This window comes from Sneathiella sp. P13V-1 (assembly GCF_015143595.1).
Classification (GTDB): domain Bacteria; phylum Pseudomonadota; class Alphaproteobacteria; order Sneathiellales; family Sneathiellaceae; genus Sneathiella.
Window position 1 is genome coordinate 1372768 of record NZ_WYEU01000001.1, and the last position, 14539, is coordinate 1387306.

Below are 14539 nucleotides of genomic sequence, written 5' to 3' on the forward strand. Positions count from 1 at the left end.
ATTATTCTTTCTTGCTGGCAATCGCGAGTGGGGAGAGCCCCCAGGCGCAGACAACACCTATGACAATGGTTGATCCAATGGTTTGCAGAACCGGAATGGAGGAAAAAGACATTAATCCGAAGACGAGCACAGTGCTAAGTGCGGATAGTGTCACGGCTTTGTAGGCGCGGTCTCTGTCATCATCTTGTGACGCCATTTGAAAGAGCGCATAATCTGCTCCAAGCGCGAAAATGAGGAAGCCTGCGATGACAGAGAAGAAGGAGAGCCCTGGTGTCAAATAGGCAATTGCAAGCAAGGCAAGCAGTGTTGCAGCACTGGGGGCAACTAGCGCCTGAAGACCTTTTATGACACCAAATCGTATAATAAATATGAGATTGGCGAATATGATACCGGCGATTAAAGTTTGGGTGGCTTTCAGCCGCATCCGGGCCATATCTGATGTGTATTTTCGTGTCACGTCCAACTCTGTTGCCCAGGCGAATTTGCTCAAAAGCGGCGCGAGATATGCATCATTTGCTGAACCGGGAAGGATCATCAGATGGGCTTGCTGATCGATTTCATTATGTTCAATTCTCAAACCCTGAATTTCCATCGGAAGCTGCCTTATCACCGCAGGGTCCAGTGACACAAAAGTCCGATCGGCTTCTAAATCTCCAATCATGGATAAGAGAGGTGCGGCCTCTTTTGTTGCCATAACCTCTTTTGTGAGGGAGGCTATTTCTTCTTGCCTTTTGAGCGAGGGCAGAAAGTCCGAAAGAGAAAGACTGACACGAAGCGATTGATCGCTTGCAATAAACAATTCAGCCTTTAGCTGTTCTTCTCTTTGTAGAATTTCTTCCGCAGAATTGCCCTGGATTAATACTATTCTGTTGCTGGAATTTGCTCCCAATTTGGAAATCTGTTGTTCCAGTTTATCAATTGCCTCAGTACTTACACGCAGATTGCGAACACTGTCTGAAGAGGGGGCGTAGTTGAGCAACAGGAGTGCAGCAGAAAGAGCCGAAGCAAGACCCAAGGCAGGAAAAAGTGCAATTGGTGTGAGAGTGATATGAAGCTTTCTGACACCGTTATGATCGCTGGAAGGGCTCTGTTTGGGATCAATAATCGATAAAATCGGCAGAAGGAAGAGAACAGTCAGCGCCGCCCCCACCACGCCAAAAGTGGAATAAACCGCAATTTGCTGCAGGAAAATCATATTACTGAAGAGCAGGGCGATAAAACCAATGATGGATGTGCCCGCGCCAAGGACCAAGCCAAGCCTGATACGCTCTGCCGTTACTGCCATGGGTTCGCTTAACCGCCGGGCAGCATAAAAATGTATGGCATAGTCCACCACAACACCGATCAGACTGGATCCAAAGGCAACAGCGATAAGGTGCACTGTGTTGAATATCAGTAGGGTTGCGACCGCACCCGATAAAATGCCGCCAGTAATAATCAGAAGGGCACCAGATATGACACGGGCTGACCGAAAAGCAAAAAGGAGCAGAAGGATAACGCCAACGGTTGCGCCTATTGACAGGAAAAGGGCTTCGGTTTTGGACTTCTCTGCAATTTGGTTCTCATAAAAGGGAGCGCCAGTTGCCACCAAAGAAAAGCCATCATGCTTCTTTGAAACGACGTTTAATACTTCTTTGAACTGCAGAAATGTTGCCTTTTTCGCATCTGGTGACAGGTCTTCTTGGAGCAATAGTGAAAGCTGAACATAATGTACTCCGTCCTCCCCCAGAAAAGAGGCGTTACCATTAGCCGCGAACATGTTGATCTGGGCAGTGGACAAGGCAAGTGGATCTTTTCTCAGTTGGTCAGCGGTTATTAGACTTCCCGGCAAAAATAGCGATAGCAGTGTTCGCTGAATGAGGGAGGAGCCGTTGCCTGATTGCAGTTCTTTAAAGTCGTCCTCAGTGGCAATTAAACCTGCATTTTGCCGAATAAAACGACTGAGGCGCGTAGCTTCTTCATCGCTTGCTTCCCTCACCGTCAGGTTGCTGAGAGTGTAGAGCTTTTCTTTCAGATGGGATAACCCAGAAATTAGTCGCGCTTCATCGGCATGGCCTGCAAATATACTGATTTGACGTCCGTTCTGAGCCTGAAGAGCCTCATAGGCAGAAACTTCAATTTCTTTCCGGTCCGAAGCTGGGAATAAAGCATTTATGTCAGCAGCGAAGCGGGTTTGCCCTGTCACAACAGACCAGATCGCGGCGGCGCTGAGCGCGAGCAGAATGCTTATGATTATCCCCCTGATGATCATCACTGTTGTTTTTGAGCCTCATATTGAAATGCTTCCAAGGCTTCTGCCGTGGAGGAGGGGGAGATAACCTGATTGGAAAAAGCGATGCGATCGTAATCTCCTCTGGCTTTTTTGATGGTCAACAACTCTGTTGTCTCAGATCCTTCCACGATGATTTCCGTGACATATTCTTTGAGTCTGGAGTGTTTTGGGAGGAGCGTTGCTTTCCATTTGTTATCGACTTTACGGACGTCGACGGTGAAGTTTTTCGATAAACCTTCCCAGTCATTTGCCATTGCAGGGTAAATCATCTCTGAAATCACTTTGCCAACCCCGCCGGAACTGGATTGGGTGACTGCGCCATTTGCAATTTGGGTGATGCCATGTTCGTTCATAATTAATCGGCTTGGGAAAGGGGAGGTAACGACCCAGGCAAGACCCTTTTCCGGTATCAGGTGAAAATCACCAGAAGTTCTGAAAGGGGCTTCAAACCCCGCAAGGTAGCGGTCCTGATTAAACTGGCCAGATATGCTTTCCGCATTGGCTGAGCATGTGAAAAATAAAGCGACGACCGCTCCAAGGTAACCCCTTAGTTTCATCTGAAAGCCTCCACTTTTTTATGGAGGATAGGCGGACTTTCAAACATCATTTCTTCTGTATCGATATGAACAGCGACCTGCTTAGTTTGAGCCTTAGTCAGTGTTTCGCCGCTGTCGGTATCGGTAATGAGATAATTGATAACCAGCCTGTTTTCATATTCTTTCAAGGTGGCTGTTACGGTTATGTTTTGTTTGAACTTGGCGGATCGGACATATTTAAGGCGCATGTCCACAATCGGCCAAGCATACCCAGAGTCCCTCATTTCTTCATAATTGTAATTCATCTTGTCGAGCAGGGCGCAGCGCGCTTTTTCCAGGAAGCGTGGATAATTTCCGTGCCAGACAATTTCCATCGGGTCCAGATGATAGAACTGTATCTTCAGATCAATGGATGCCTGAATTTTTGGGACATTATTCATTTGTGAGTTCCTTTGGTGGACTCCAGAAACGGAAGAAGTTGAACCACTGATCAGGATATTGAATGGCGAGGTCTTCCAGCCATTTTGCGTAGGATGCCGCCCATTTTTCGGCGCTGACCTGGCGATTGCGCCGCTCCAATACCAAGCGATCTGTGAGTTTCTGCCATTTAACGGAAAACCGCGCCCCTTCTCTGAGGCAAGCCACCAGGTAAACCGGTTTCTCCAGAATGTGCGCAAGCACATAGGGTCCAAGTGCGAAGGGGGCTTTCTCCCCCAAAAAAGGGGCCCAAATTATGTTCCCCCGCCCCAAGACAGGGGGGCGATCCGCGGCGATAACAACCCAGCCACCTTCATCGACGCTGGTTTTTAAGTATGCCGCCACATCAGGTGTGATCTCAGTAACCTCAATCAATCTTAACTGGGAAGTGGGATTAAATCGTGTCATGAGGCGATTAAAACGCTGGGCATGTTTGGTGTGAACAAGGACGGTAACCGGGCGCTGATTGTTTAAGGACTTGAAAGCCCGCATCAGCTCCATATTCCCCAAGTGGGAGACAAACAACACGGCTCCTTTTTCTTCTGGATCCAGCTCAAACAGACTTTCAAGTCCCCCTTCAATGGATATTTTTTCTCTTGTGATATCACCGCGCCATGCCGCCAGTTTATCCATCGCGGCTGTTCCAAATTGAAGATAATTGGCAAATCCGGTCCAGAAGCCGGGCATGTTATTGCCGCTCCGCTTGGAGACTTTGGTTCTAAATTCTCTTACTGCTTCGCGCCCCTCAGAAGTCATAAAATAGAAGCTCAGAAGGACCGGCAGCATGAAAAGCCGACAGATGTGCCGCCCGGCAATTTTGTAGACGATAGCAAGAAAATTCAGCCCCCAAAAAGCGCCAACCTCTTCCACATCTGCCCAATGAGAATTTTTTGAATTATTGGTCGATTGGGGGGTCATGCTTTCGCTCCCAATCTCAAGGTGATCAGGCGAAGTAACATGCCAAAGACAAGACGAGTATGCATGCGCGTAATCAGAATATTGTCTTTTACCACATCAAAGTTCGATGTGTTGTCTTCGGGGTAGATCACCTTGGACGGGATCTCGATGACAGAAATGCCCCGCCAGAAAAGTCGCACCATGACCGACGTGTCAAAATCCATCCTTTGGCCGACTTTTTCCTCAGAAATAACGTCCAGAGTTGGGGCAATGGGGTAGATGCGGAATCCACACATGCTATCTGTGATCTTGAAGGATAATGTTTCGACCCAAACGCAGACATGTGTAAACCAACGCCCTATTTTGCGCCCCAGTGGCATACTGCTGTCATATACGGGTTTTGCCGTAACAAGGCAGTTGGGGTTGTCTCGGGCGCTGGAGATTAAGTTTGGCAGATCCTTTAGGTCGTGCTGACCGTCCGCGTCAATTTGCAGTGCATGAGAATGCCCCGCCGCTTTTGCATGCTGTAATCCAGTTAAAAACGCGGCCCCTTTTCCGCGATTAGCTTCATGCCGAAGAACAGTTACCTGTGCGTTTTCCAGGCCGATCTGATCAACGGTATCAGCGGTTATCTTATCTGAGCCATCATCCACAATAATAACAGGAAGGCCCGCGTTTAAGACCTCTTGTACGACCTTATTCAATACCTTGTAGTGATTGAGTGTTGGGATGATGGCGCAGAGGCTGAAACTACTCATGAAGCCTCCGGGTAAGACAGAAGGCCGGAGCTGTGCTCTTCGGAGGACCCATCAGAGCGTCTGCTTTGAAAGTGGAAAGAGAACTTGGTTTCAGATTTTCTTGTTAAAAGAAACTGGACTTCAGTTTCCGGAAAAATCAGTTTTTTGAACTTCAATTTATCTATTTTTGTAGGGTTACCCTTGATCGCGAAATGCTTTGCGATTTGTTCCGCTGCCCAATGGATCTGGACGACACCGGGTAAGATGGGTGTATCCGTGAAGTGTCCTTGGAAATAATCCAGATCTGCAGGCAAATTCAGCACGATTTCAATTTCATTTTCTGAAACTTGCTGTGAGATTTCTTCGAAACGAGTGTTGGTGAATTTTGATCTTGGTGCAGGCATGGCGCTCTCATTTGCCTCGAATATTTTCTCAATGTCGGATGGCATGATTTTACTTTGCTGATTTCGTGGGATGCGTCCGACAAATCGCCAGCGTTTCGGCACAGACACCGCGTCTTCAAACTGCTTGAGATGGTCTTCAAAGACGCGCCCTGTCCGAAAACGTCCATTTCGATATAGAAAATCCTGGCCCTCAGTTGAAATCGTGGCAACCGCCGCAAGTGACCTTTTACCAGAGCTCAACAGTTGGACGTGAACATCTTCAATCCACGGGTGTTCGCTTAAGATCCCTTCCAGCCTTGGAAGGGACACACGCTTTCCTTCCACTTTGACAATTCTGTCCGCCCGTCCCAAGAGTGTAAATTCATCTTCAGTGTGAAGTTTGGCGATGTCGCCTGTTTTAAAGTCACCCTCTCCATCTGGCAGTAGGAGAGTGTTGACAATAAGGCAGCCTTGCTCATCCAGACGCAACCCCACCCCATCCAGCTTGGACCAGTTTTCATTTTCTCCAGAATTGAATCTGTTGGCGATAGCTCCTGTTTCCGTGCTGCCATAAATCTCGAGTATCGGCGCATTAAGGAGTTTGGTAGCTTTTGCAGCATTTTCGGGCGGTAGAAAGCCACCAGCTGACAGCATGAGTTTTGGATTAATATTTAAGTTGCCGGTCTCCAGCGGGGACAGGCGACAAAGATGTGTTGGGCTGGTAACCAAAATAAATGGCCGTTCTGCAGATGTAATTTCGTCAATCTCATCCCAGTTTTTGGCGGTATCTGCATGAAAAGGACGGCCTGAACATAGTGGCCACAACAGGCGGAACATGAGACCATAAATATGCTGATGGCTGGCAGTGGCGTGAACTTCTGCGCCCGCCACATTCGCACCGTGGCTTTGTTCCCAATAGGCGATCTCACGATCTTTTTGATAGATGTATTTTTTGACTTCCTTTGGCTTTCCCGTAGAGCCTGAGGTGTAGAAAGTCATCGTGTAATTCTGAGGCACAGGTTCAGCTTGCGGCGAGACTTCACCATCATTCTGGAGAATATCATCTGACAACCGAATATGGTTGATATCAGGAGGGGACGTTTCATCGGTCAACAAGATATCAAAGCTGTCTGCAATTTCGCGAAGCGCGCCTTCTTGATTTGTTGCAGGATATACCGAAGGAGCATTGCCTTTAATCGCTGCCAAAATTGCAACAGCTTCAAGGGCAGAAGAGGTGCAGAAAATGCAAACTCTCTTTCCGGCAATTTGCTCTGAAAGTGTTTCAGCCGCTTTGAAAAGTTGGCGTCTGGATGTGATGCGATTGTTACGATGAATGACCGCAGGTGTGCCATCTAATTCGCTGCACCAGATGTTGCTGAGAAGAGAAGAATGTTTCATTCTGCCCCACTTTCATTTCGGCGAATTCTGAGACGAAATGCATATTCCCCTGCAAATAGCAGCCCTGTCAGGCAGTATGAAATGAATCCATTATACACCGTCCATTGCTCCAACGTGCCATATGTCGCTGTCCAAAGCGCAATAGAGGCATTGATCGCGAAAAAAAGAATCCAGACGATCGTCACTTTTCTGGTGTATTGCACGCCACTTGGGGCAAGGTCCGGTTCTTTGAGGCGGGCTATCATCTCGATGATGGTCGGGGGGTTAAGTATTGACCAGAAAAACGCAAGGGCGAGCAAACAGCTGATAGCAACCGGATAGAATTTAAAGGAAACGGCCCCCTTGAATAGAACACCCCCAAGAAGAAGCAGGAAAGCGATTACAAATGGCCAAAAAAGTCGGTTGTCTGATCGCATCGCGGATTTCATAAAAACAAGACGCAATGCAAGCACCACAAGAATACCAATAATGAAAATGCCTGGGGGAAGGGATGTGAGACCGAAATACACAAGAAACGGGTAGCTCAGTCCCAAGATTATTCCGGCCCCTCCCAATAAGGCTTTAGCCTTTGGTGACAACATTATGTATCTGGTCGACGACGTCATTTACCGTGCGGACTGATTTGAAATCGTCAGCATGTACTTTTTTACCGATAAGATCCTGAAAATTGACGATCAAATCAACCGCATCAATACTGTCCAGGTCCAGATCTTCTGCAAGAAGAGCATCCGGAGTGATCAATGCTTCGTCAACTTCAAAAAGTTCTACTAGAAATTCATTGAGTTTGGCTTCGATCTCATCGCGGGTCATGCGCTTTCTCCCTGCGCCTTCATTTCAGTAATGAAGTTTGCAAGCGTGTTCACATTCGCAAAATGTTCCGCTAGATCTTCTTTCTTGTTTTCAATCTTCACACCATATTTCTTCTGAAGAGCTACTCCAAGTTCAAGTGCGTCAATTGAATCAAGACCAAGGCCTTCATCAAACAGGGCTTCGTTCTCGTCAATATCTGCGGCACTGATATCTTCCAGCTCAAGGGCTTTGATAATAAGCTCTTTGATTTCTTGTATGAGGTTATCCATTTACTATTTTCTCCTCCAGCAATTCTTTGATTGCTGACGTCATTCGACGTGTGTTGAGAGAGTGTGTCTCTCCCTTGTTAAACAGGTCTGATGCCTCCAGTGGCTCAGTGAATTTTATTTTAAACGCCAATTTTGTCGGCGGAATGCGATACCAGGGTTCACCCTTTGCCAGCGTTGTGTGATTGCAGTGAAGGATAACAGGCATAATCGGCGCGTCACTTTCAAGAACGACATTTGCAACACCACGGTGCAGTTTTCCAAGAATTTCATTGGGACGGGTGCGCGTTCCTTCAGGGAAAATGATGAGATTTTCCCCTCGATCCAAGGCTGATTTACAATCAGAAATCAGCTTTTCCGGGTCCCGATCATTCTTCACATAATTTGCAGCCCTCATGACACCGCCGAGGAAGAAGTTATTCCATAGTTCATGCTTCACAATGCACTGCGCTTTATCCATTTGCGCCATCAGGATAACGGTATCCAGCAATGAAGGGTGATTGGCTATGATGACCGTCCCTTTTCGCCCGTTCAGAATATGGTTGTCTGTAACTTCAACACTGATGACACCCAGAAATTCCAGTAGGAAGATATAGGCCTTAAAGGATTTATGAATTACCTTTTGGATGATTTCTGCTCTTCGAACCGGATTTTGATAGAAGAGTTTTACAAAAGGGAAAACCGCAAGGGCAATAATAAGGCCGCCGATACCAAAAATCGCAAAGGCAATTCCTGTTCCGACTAGGCGCCACAACCAGTTGATCTTAGCCATGAGCCCTCTCCAAATTCCAATTGAAATGCTGTGCTTCAATTACCGCTTTTTCTGCAGAGCCTTCTAAAAAAGCCTTAAGGTGTTCAAACTGCCTTTGTAGATTGCAAGCTGTTGAGTTTGCTTTTGGCTCTAAAGATGCTTTAACTTCAAGATGCCCTTCAGCTTGCGGCTTCTTTTGTAGAAGGATTGCGCAGACGCCGGTGTTCTTTTCCTTATCTTCAAATTCAGCAAATACTTCGGGCAGCGGTATGTCGACATATACCAAAAGAACGGGTTTATCCGGGAAGGTGTCAAGAAGTGAAAATGCCTCTGTCAGCCCCATGGCAAAGGTGTCCGCGCCCGCCGCGATGACGCTTTGCATTTCTTTCAGCTTCCATGCAATGGATAATACGCCGGGTACGGCATTGTGGACTGAAAGACTGAAATTCATAGGGGAAAGTGCTTCCCCTTTGCAGATTTCTTCCAGTATCTGAAGTGACCTTTTTTCATCTCCATAGCGCGAAGCGAAGACAATGAGCGGACTGTTCGCTGTTTTGTCTTTCATCAGGCAGCCAGCGAGTTGGCCAAAAACCCCCAGTCGCCGTCGAGCTGAAGCGGGGAGAGCTTTTGTGTCCAAAGTTTCTAGTGACTGTTCGTTTGCGGGCGCAATCATGCCCCAATCAGATACACATACACGCATATTGTGGCTCTTTTACTTGGCCTTTTCTACAGCCAACCCGAGTTTTGTCACCAAATCTCTTTCAAGCAGTTCAACCCATCTGTTGTAACGGTGATGAATAATTCCATTGCTTGCTTTTAGGTTGTAACTATCAAGATATGAGATTGAGAATTTGGTTTCTGTGTAATTTAAATTAACGCGCGCGTTGTGTTTTGTCGTGCCAACTTTGCCGATCATATGGCCCGGTTTCACATCTTCAAAGATCCAGCCGCGATTGGCCCCGATCATTTTAATCTCATCTTTTACGGTGCTAAGAGGTAAAACTGCAGACGTTGCAAAGGATTGATTGTCGACATTATAGATTGGTTTTGTAACACAGGCAGCAAGAGTGCTGATTACCACTACAGATACTGCGAGTCGAATAGACAAATTCTTTTTGCTTACGATGCTACTTATCATATTATTCCCCCCGAACTGAAAGCCAGCGTACTAATTCAATTTGTCTACATCATCTGATTGGAATTTCATACTCTAAAATGAATAATTTTCCTGTTTTATTTTTGATGAATGTGGAAAGCGAAATTCCCATTTCGGTTCAGGGAATTTACGTTTCTGATGCGGACATTGAGTACTGCTCAAAGTATAAAAATGAACAGCGGCAAACTCAATCGATACTTGTCAGAAAATTGGTCCGAGAAGGTTTGTTTCAGGCAACTGGCCTTGGGCATGATTGCTGGGAGATTAAAATCGGTGACAATGGAGGCAGATATGCCCAATCCAGTGACGGTAAGATTTTGCAGCTCAGTTTTTCTCACAGTTCGGCGCATTACGCTGTTGCAATTCACAGTGACGCTGTAGGGGTTGATGTGGAAGAAATCAAAATTGGCCGCCCCTGGGAGAAAATGCAAACCTATTTTGAGAGGCCTGCAGGACTTCCACCCTATAAGACACAACTGGAATTCTTGAAGGGTTGGACGGCTTACGAGGCGGGTTTGAAGTATAGGAGTGCCTCAAATGACCCTGTTCTTTTTCATCATGTCTATCCTTCTGATACTGCAGTCGTCTGCCTTGCGGTGAGGGAGAGGACGAAGAACGTCCCAGCGACAATAGTAATCGTAAAATAGAATATTCTTCTGCTTTGAATAAGATTTGCCTCAATTAAACAATAATTTACCATATAAACTTAATGTGCATGTAAAGTAGGGGAACTTATAGAGGTACAAATGGGAGACAATGAAGCAAGCGTTGTCGCGGAAATCGCTGGCAAAGTAGGGGAGCTGGGTGTGTCTGCAGCAGATATTGCAGGGCAAGTATCTGAGGTTGCGGCAAGAAGCCAACGGCAAATGGAGACAATTCAGCAGCTATCATCTCAAGCAGAAGACATGGTCGCCACCAATAAAGAGATTGCGGCCAACATCACCCACACAAAACAAACGGCAGAAAGTGTTATCGGGGCAGTTTCTTCTGCGACGACAAGTGTAGCCGACGCTGTAAAAGATATTCATCAGCTTGTTGAAGGTGTTGAAGGTATGGAGCAACGCTTGTCTCGCTTAAGTGAGGCGTTGAGCGGTGTTGCCAAGGTCGCGAGTGATATTGAGAAGATCGCAAGTCAGACGAACTTGCTGGCATTAAATGCGACGATTGAAGCCGCAAGAGCCGGGGATGCTGGTAAGGGATTTGCAGTGGTGGCAAGTGAGGTGAAAGCACTTGCTGATGAGACAAGAAAAGCCACCGTGGAAATCGCCGAAACCGTTGGTGAACTCACGGGTCAAGTTTCACAGATTCAAAGTGAAGGACATCGTAATAAGGAAAAGGCGCTGTCTGCTGAAGAAGGTACCGGGAAAATCTCCGGTACGTTTGAGCAACTCCAAACCAATCTTCAAGAGATCAATAATAATATTGGTAACGTGCATGATGTCGCTGACAAAAACTATGGTCAGTGCAAGGACGTAGTAAAGAAGCTCGACACTGTACTGGGAAGGGTGCGAGATAACTCAAAAAACCTCCAGTCCGCAGACGATAGCGCCTCCTCATTGCTTAAAATGAGTGAGGGGTTGTTTGAGTTGTTGGCAAGAACTGATTATGAAACCGAAGATACCCTCCTCATAAAAGAGGTTCAGGGACGAGCCTCTCGCATTTCAGAAATTTTTGAAAATGCGGTGACATCAGGGGTGATATCAGAAGCTGACCTGTTTGATGAAAACTATGTTGATATTGCCGGAACTGACCCCGTCCAGAAAATGACAGCGTATATTTCTTTCGTTGATAAGGTCCTCCCGGAAATTCAAGAGCCGGCATTGGAGTTGGGGGATAATATTGTTTTCTGTGCCGCAGTAGATCGAAATGCGTTTTTGCCGACACACAATAACAAATTCTCCCAACCGCAGAAGCCTGGGGAATATGATTGGAACATGGCGAATAGTCGAAACCGGAGAATCTTTGATGACAGAACCGGCCTATCCGCAGCGCAAAATACCAAACCATTTCTTCTTCAAACATACCGTCGTGACATGGGCGGAGGAAATTTTGTGGTCATGAAAGATTTAAGTGCGCCGATCTCTGTAAATGGACGCCATTGGGGCGGACTTCGATTGGCTTACAAACCAAAATAGCACACACAAGCCTTTTTGATCTTGTTCAATCAGTTAGTCGCCCTATTTGTAACGTTGCGCACACTAATCACGAAGTTTTGAAGTCAGAAAAGTGCAGTGTGATCTACGTCACTTCAAATGTTTGTCATCGGTTGTGTACATAAATCACATCTAATTGGATTTTTATCTGATTGGTGAGTTCCCTCATACACATGTTTTGCTCTTCTTGTTGGGCGAAATGGAGATTGAAATGAAAAAAGTGATCTTGGGCACAACAGCTTTGGTAGCTGCGACTGCTCTCACAGCAGGCACTGCTTCTGCTGCTGAAAAAATCAAATTGGGTCTTGGTGGTTATCTGCAAACTTCTTTTATTGTTGCTGATTACGACAACGACACAGATCAGCTTCCAACTGATATCCGTCACGAAGGCGAAGTATTCTTCTTGGGTTCCACAACTCTGGATAATGGCCTGACATTCGGTGTGAACATTCAGCTTGAAGCCCGCGCGACAGGCGACCAGGTAGACGAAACATATATGTATGTTTCCGGTAACTTTGGTCGTATCAATATCGGTTCTGAAAACTCTGCTGATTACCTCATGCATTTTGGTGCACCATCACCAGTACCAGCATGGTCAGTAAACGATAACAACGCAAATGCTTCCGGTTTTGATGCGCCATCAACTCCGTCTACTGCAGTTAGCGATGCTGATAAAATCACTTACTTCACACCACGCTTTGCAGGTTTCCAGTTGGGTGCTTCTTTCACTCCAGATGCTGATGAAGAAACTGGTACAGGCGCGAGCCCATACGCACCAATCAAAGACGAAGGTGCTGCTGATGAAGCATATTCCTTCGGTGCAAACTACAGCAATTCTTTTGGTGGCGTAGCATTGAAAGCGTCTCTGGGTTACCAGCTGACGACACGCTCAGATACGACAACTACTACAACAGCAAACACAACATACACAATCACTGACGGTGCTGCAGCTACGGTTGTAACTGTAAACTCCAACGGCGAAATCGTAAGCATCACAGATGCTGACGGTGTTGTAACTGCTGGTGGTGCAACAACTACAACTACGACAAACAACGAAGACACAGATGAGTTTTCTGCAGGTCTGACGCTTGGCGTTGCTGGTTTTGATTTTGGTGGTTCCTACAAATATACTGACAACCTGTCAGGCGTGGACGATCGTGAGCGTCACGATTGGGCCTTGGGTGTGACTTATGGTCAGGGTCCATGGAAAATCGGCGTACAGTACGCTGGTGCTGAAGAGGATGGTGACACAGCCGCTGAAGAAGGCGAACTGCACGCATTCGTCGTTGGTGGTCAGTATGTTCTTGGACCAGGCATCACTGCATTCGGCGGTGTTCAGTACTGGAGCGGTGAAGATGCGCTTGAAGGTTCCGAAGGTGAAGATGCAACAATCTTCTTCGTAGGTACTGCGCTGTCCTTCTAATTTGAAGGTTGCCTTTACTGGCATTGAAAAGGCGGGCATTGCCCGCCTTTTTTGTTGTCTTCCTTAAGGAACTCTAAGCGCCCTCTTTACCCACAATAGTCAATGAACAGACATTTTGATGGGGGAAGCCACCCAGATTGTGGGTCATGCCAAAGACAGGGTCCTCATCGCGTTGACGTTCACCTGCGCGTCCATTCATCTGCAGATACATTTCGTAAATCATGCGAATGCCGGATGCCCCAATGGGATGGCCAAAGCATTTAAGGCCGCCATCAATCTGGCAGGGGATTTTGCCGTCCGCATCGAAGAACCCGTCCATAATATCGTGAACGGCACGCCCTTCTTCTGAAATAAAGAGATCCTCCATGGTCACCAGTTCGGTGATGGAGAAGCAGTCGTGAACCTCAAACATGCTGATCTGCTCACGCGGCTTTGTAATACCGGCTTCTTTATAGGCTCGCTCCGCGGCGGCACGGGTGGTTACAAAATGACTGCCATCCCAGCTGTTATGTTGGGCTTCGCGGCCGTTTGAGGCGGAAAGCTGCATGGCCTTAACGGTGACCAGATCTTTCTTACCCAATGATTTTGCAATCTCAGGTGTAGTGACGATCGCAACCGCAGATCCATCGCTTACCCCGCAGCAGTCAAATAGACCCAGGGGTTCTGCAATCATTGGCGCGTTCATCACCTTATCTTCATCGATCTTATTACGAAGATGCGCCTTTGGATTTTTGGAGCCATTTTCGTGGCTTTTTACTGAGATGTGGGCCATGGCACGTTTAAGATCTTTGGCGTCCACCTTGTGTTTCGCAGAATATGCCGAGGCAAGCTGTGCAAAAGATCCGGGAGCTGATGCGTTCGCCCAGAACAGATCGTTGACACTACCGCGCCCCCGTTGAGGCAGGCCGCCATAGCCTGTGTCTTTCAGTTTCTCAACGCCAACCGCCATGGCAATATCACAAGCGCCAGACGCCACCGCGTAAACGGCACCGCGGAACGCTTCTGAGCCGCTGGCGCAGTAATTTTCGACGCGGGTCACTGGAATGTTAGGGAGGCGAAGAGCCATGGAAAGCGGAACTGCCGACTTACCCACATGTTGCTCCTCAATACCTGTACCAAACCACGCTGCATCAATTTGGCTTTTGTCGATGCCTGCATCTTCAATGGCTTCTACGAATGCTTCAACGATCAGGTCTTCCGCATTGTCATTCCATCTTTCACCAAATTTGGAACATCCCATTCCCAGGATGGCCACTTTATCCTTGATACCAGAAGCCATG

16 protein-coding genes are annotated in these 14539 nt (G+C 47.1%); 3 read left to right on the forward strand and 13 right to left on the reverse strand.

Features of this window, described 5'->3' with window-relative positions:
- Nucleotide 1 precedes the first annotated feature (1 nt).
- Genes GUA87_RS06630 through GUA87_RS06685 form a run of 12 tightly spaced genes read right to left on the reverse strand, consistent with a single transcriptional unit; the run spans nucleotide 2 to nucleotide 9665 of the window.
- Nucleotides 2-2251, reverse strand: coding sequence for an MMPL family transporter (locus GUA87_RS06630; RefSeq protein ID WP_227711782.1), 2250 nt, complete (start codon nucleotides 2249-2251; stop codon nucleotides 2-4).
- The gene (locus GUA87_RS06635; RefSeq protein ID WP_193715704.1) at nucleotides 2251-2829 is read right to left on the reverse strand and encodes an outer membrane lipoprotein carrier protein LolA; all 579 of its coding nucleotides are present in this window, start codon (nucleotides 2827-2829) and stop codon (nucleotides 2251-2253) included. Before GUA87_RS06635 ends, GUA87_RS06630 begins: the two co-directional genes overlap by 1 nt.
- Nucleotides 2826-3248 carry an acyl-CoA thioesterase gene (locus GUA87_RS06640; RefSeq protein ID WP_193715705.1) on the reverse strand — a complete coding sequence of 141 codons (423 nt, stop codon included), beginning with the start codon at nucleotides 3246-3248 and terminating at the stop codon, nucleotides 2826-2828. Before GUA87_RS06640 ends, GUA87_RS06635 begins: the two co-directional genes overlap by 4 nt.
- Nucleotides 3241-4203 (reverse strand): hypothetical protein, encoded by a 963-nt coding sequence (locus GUA87_RS06645; protein WP_193715706.1) that lies wholly within the window; start codon nucleotides 4201-4203, stop codon nucleotides 3241-3243. Before GUA87_RS06645 ends, GUA87_RS06640 begins: the two co-directional genes overlap by 8 nt.
- Complete coding sequence (locus GUA87_RS06650; protein ID WP_193715707.1) at nucleotides 4200-4940, reverse strand: glycosyltransferase family 2 protein; 741 nt, start codon at nucleotides 4938-4940, stop codon at nucleotides 4200-4202. The genes GUA87_RS06645 and GUA87_RS06650 overlap by 4 nt, the downstream gene beginning before the upstream one ends.
- Nucleotides 4937-6700, reverse strand: a complete 1764-nt coding sequence (locus GUA87_RS06655) for an AMP-binding protein (protein ID WP_193715708.1) — start codon at nucleotides 6698-6700, stop codon at nucleotides 4937-4939. Before GUA87_RS06655 ends, GUA87_RS06650 begins: the two co-directional genes overlap by 4 nt.
- On the reverse strand, nucleotides 6697-7233 hold the full coding sequence (locus GUA87_RS06660) for a hypothetical protein (protein ID WP_193715709.1): 537 nt from the start codon (nucleotides 7231-7233) through the stop codon (nucleotides 6697-6699). Before GUA87_RS06660 ends, GUA87_RS06655 begins: the two co-directional genes overlap by 4 nt.
- Nucleotides 7234-7261: 28 nt before the next feature.
- Nucleotides 7262-7510 carry an acyl carrier protein gene (locus GUA87_RS06665; protein ID WP_193715710.1) on the reverse strand — a complete coding sequence of 83 codons (249 nt, stop codon included), beginning with the start codon at nucleotides 7508-7510 and terminating at the stop codon, nucleotides 7262-7264.
- A complete protein-coding gene (locus GUA87_RS06670; protein WP_193715711.1) occupies nucleotides 7507-7779 on the reverse strand; it encodes a phosphopantetheine-binding protein in 273 nt (90 codons plus the stop codon). Before GUA87_RS06670 ends, GUA87_RS06665 begins: the two co-directional genes overlap by 4 nt.
- Nucleotides 7772-8548 carry a lysophospholipid acyltransferase family protein gene (locus GUA87_RS06675; protein WP_193715712.1) on the reverse strand — a complete coding sequence of 259 codons (777 nt, stop codon included), beginning with the start codon at nucleotides 8546-8548 and terminating at the stop codon, nucleotides 7772-7774. Before GUA87_RS06675 ends, GUA87_RS06670 begins: the two co-directional genes overlap by 8 nt.
- Entirely contained in the window at nucleotides 8541-9227 is a 687-nt protein-coding gene (locus tag GUA87_RS06680; protein ID WP_193715713.1) for a beta-ketoacyl synthase chain length factor, read from the reverse strand. Before GUA87_RS06680 ends, GUA87_RS06675 begins: the two co-directional genes overlap by 8 nt.
- A 12-nt stretch (nucleotides 9228-9239) precedes the next feature.
- Nucleotides 9240-9665 carry a hypothetical protein gene (locus GUA87_RS06685; protein WP_193715714.1) on the reverse strand — a complete coding sequence of 142 codons (426 nt, stop codon included), beginning with the start codon at nucleotides 9663-9665 and terminating at the stop codon, nucleotides 9240-9242.
- Nucleotides 9666-9742: 77 nt separating this feature from the next.
- On the opposite strand from GUA87_RS06685, the gene GUA87_RS06690 reads away from it, so the two are divergent.
- The 3 genes from GUA87_RS06690 to GUA87_RS06700 all read left to right on the forward strand — a co-directional run bounded on the left by GUA87_RS06690 (nucleotide 9743) and on the right by GUA87_RS06700 (nucleotide 13259).
- Nucleotides 9743-10330, forward strand: a complete 588-nt coding sequence (locus tag GUA87_RS06690) for a 4'-phosphopantetheinyl transferase family protein (RefSeq protein WP_193715715.1) — start codon at nucleotides 9743-9745, stop codon at nucleotides 10328-10330.
- Nucleotides 10331-10429: 99 nt separating this feature from the next.
- Nucleotides 10430-11818 (forward strand): methyl-accepting chemotaxis protein, encoded by a 1389-nt coding sequence (locus GUA87_RS06695; protein WP_193715716.1) that lies wholly within the window; start codon nucleotides 10430-10432, stop codon nucleotides 11816-11818.
- A gap of 229 nt (nucleotides 11819-12047) precedes the next feature.
- Nucleotides 12048-13259: a porin gene (locus tag GUA87_RS06700; protein ID WP_193715717.1), complete on the forward strand. Its 1212-nt coding sequence runs from the start codon at nucleotides 12048-12050 to the stop codon at nucleotides 13257-13259.
- Nucleotides 13260-13332: 73 nt separating this feature from the next.
- Here the strand turns inward: GUA87_RS06700 and GUA87_RS06705 are convergent, their stop codons facing one another.
- Nucleotides 13333-14538 carry an acetyl-CoA acetyltransferase gene (locus tag GUA87_RS06705; protein ID WP_193715718.1) on the reverse strand — a complete coding sequence of 402 codons (1206 nt, stop codon included), beginning with the start codon at nucleotides 14536-14538 and terminating at the stop codon, nucleotides 13333-13335.
- Nucleotide 14539: the final 1 nt, after the last annotated feature.

Excerpts from the sequence above, each read along its gene's own strand:
- GUA87_RS06705 (WP_193715718.1), bottom strand. The coding sequence starts at position 14,538 with ATGGCTTCTGGTATCAAGGATAAAGTGGCCATCCTGGGAATGGGATGT.
- GUA87_RS06630 (WP_227711782.1), bottom strand. The coding sequence starts at position 2,251 with ATGATCATCAGGGGGATAATCATAAGCATTCTGCTCGCGCTCAGCGCC.
- GUA87_RS06635 (WP_193715704.1), bottom strand. The coding sequence starts at position 2,829 with ATGAAACTAAGGGGTTACCTTGGAGCGGTCGTCGCTTTATTTTTCACA.
- GUA87_RS06685 (WP_193715714.1), bottom strand. The coding sequence starts at position 9,665 with ATGATAAGTAGCATCGTAAGCAAAAAGAATTTGTCTATTCGACTCGCA.
- GUA87_RS06640 (WP_193715705.1), bottom strand. The coding sequence starts at position 3,248 with ATGAATAATGTCCCAAAAATTCAGGCATCCATTGATCTGAAGATACAG.
- GUA87_RS06700 (WP_193715717.1), top strand. The coding sequence starts at position 12,048 with ATGAAAAAAGTGATCTTGGGCACAACAGCTTTGGTAGCTGCGACTGCT.
- GUA87_RS06655 (WP_193715708.1), bottom strand. The coding sequence starts at position 6,700 with ATGAAACATTCTTCTCTTCTCAGCAACATCTGGTGCAGCGAATTAGAT.
- GUA87_RS06665 (WP_193715710.1), bottom strand. The coding sequence starts at position 7,510 with ATGACCCGCGATGAGATCGAAGCCAAACTCAATGAATTTCTAGTAGAA.
- GUA87_RS06695 (WP_193715716.1), top strand. The coding sequence starts at position 10,430 with ATGGGAGACAATGAAGCAAGCGTTGTCGCGGAAATCGCTGGCAAAGTA.
- GUA87_RS06690 (WP_193715715.1), top strand. The coding sequence starts at position 9,743 with ATGAATAATTTTCCTGTTTTATTTTTGATGAATGTGGAAAGCGAAATT.
- GUA87_RS06675 (WP_193715712.1), bottom strand. The coding sequence starts at position 8,548 with ATGGCTAAGATCAACTGGTTGTGGCGCCTAGTCGGAACAGGAATTGCC.
- GUA87_RS06650 (WP_193715707.1), bottom strand. The coding sequence starts at position 4,940 with ATGAGTAGTTTCAGCCTCTGCGCCATCATCCCAACACTCAATCACTAC.
- GUA87_RS06680 (WP_193715713.1), bottom strand. The coding sequence starts at position 9,227 with ATGCGTGTATGTGTATCTGATTGGGGCATGATTGCGCCCGCAAACGAA.
- GUA87_RS06670 (WP_193715711.1), bottom strand. The coding sequence starts at position 7,779 with ATGGATAACCTCATACAAGAAATCAAAGAGCTTATTATCAAAGCCCTT.
- GUA87_RS06645 (WP_193715706.1), bottom strand. The coding sequence starts at position 4,203 with ATGACCCCCCAATCGACCAATAATTCAAAAAATTCTCATTGGGCAGAT.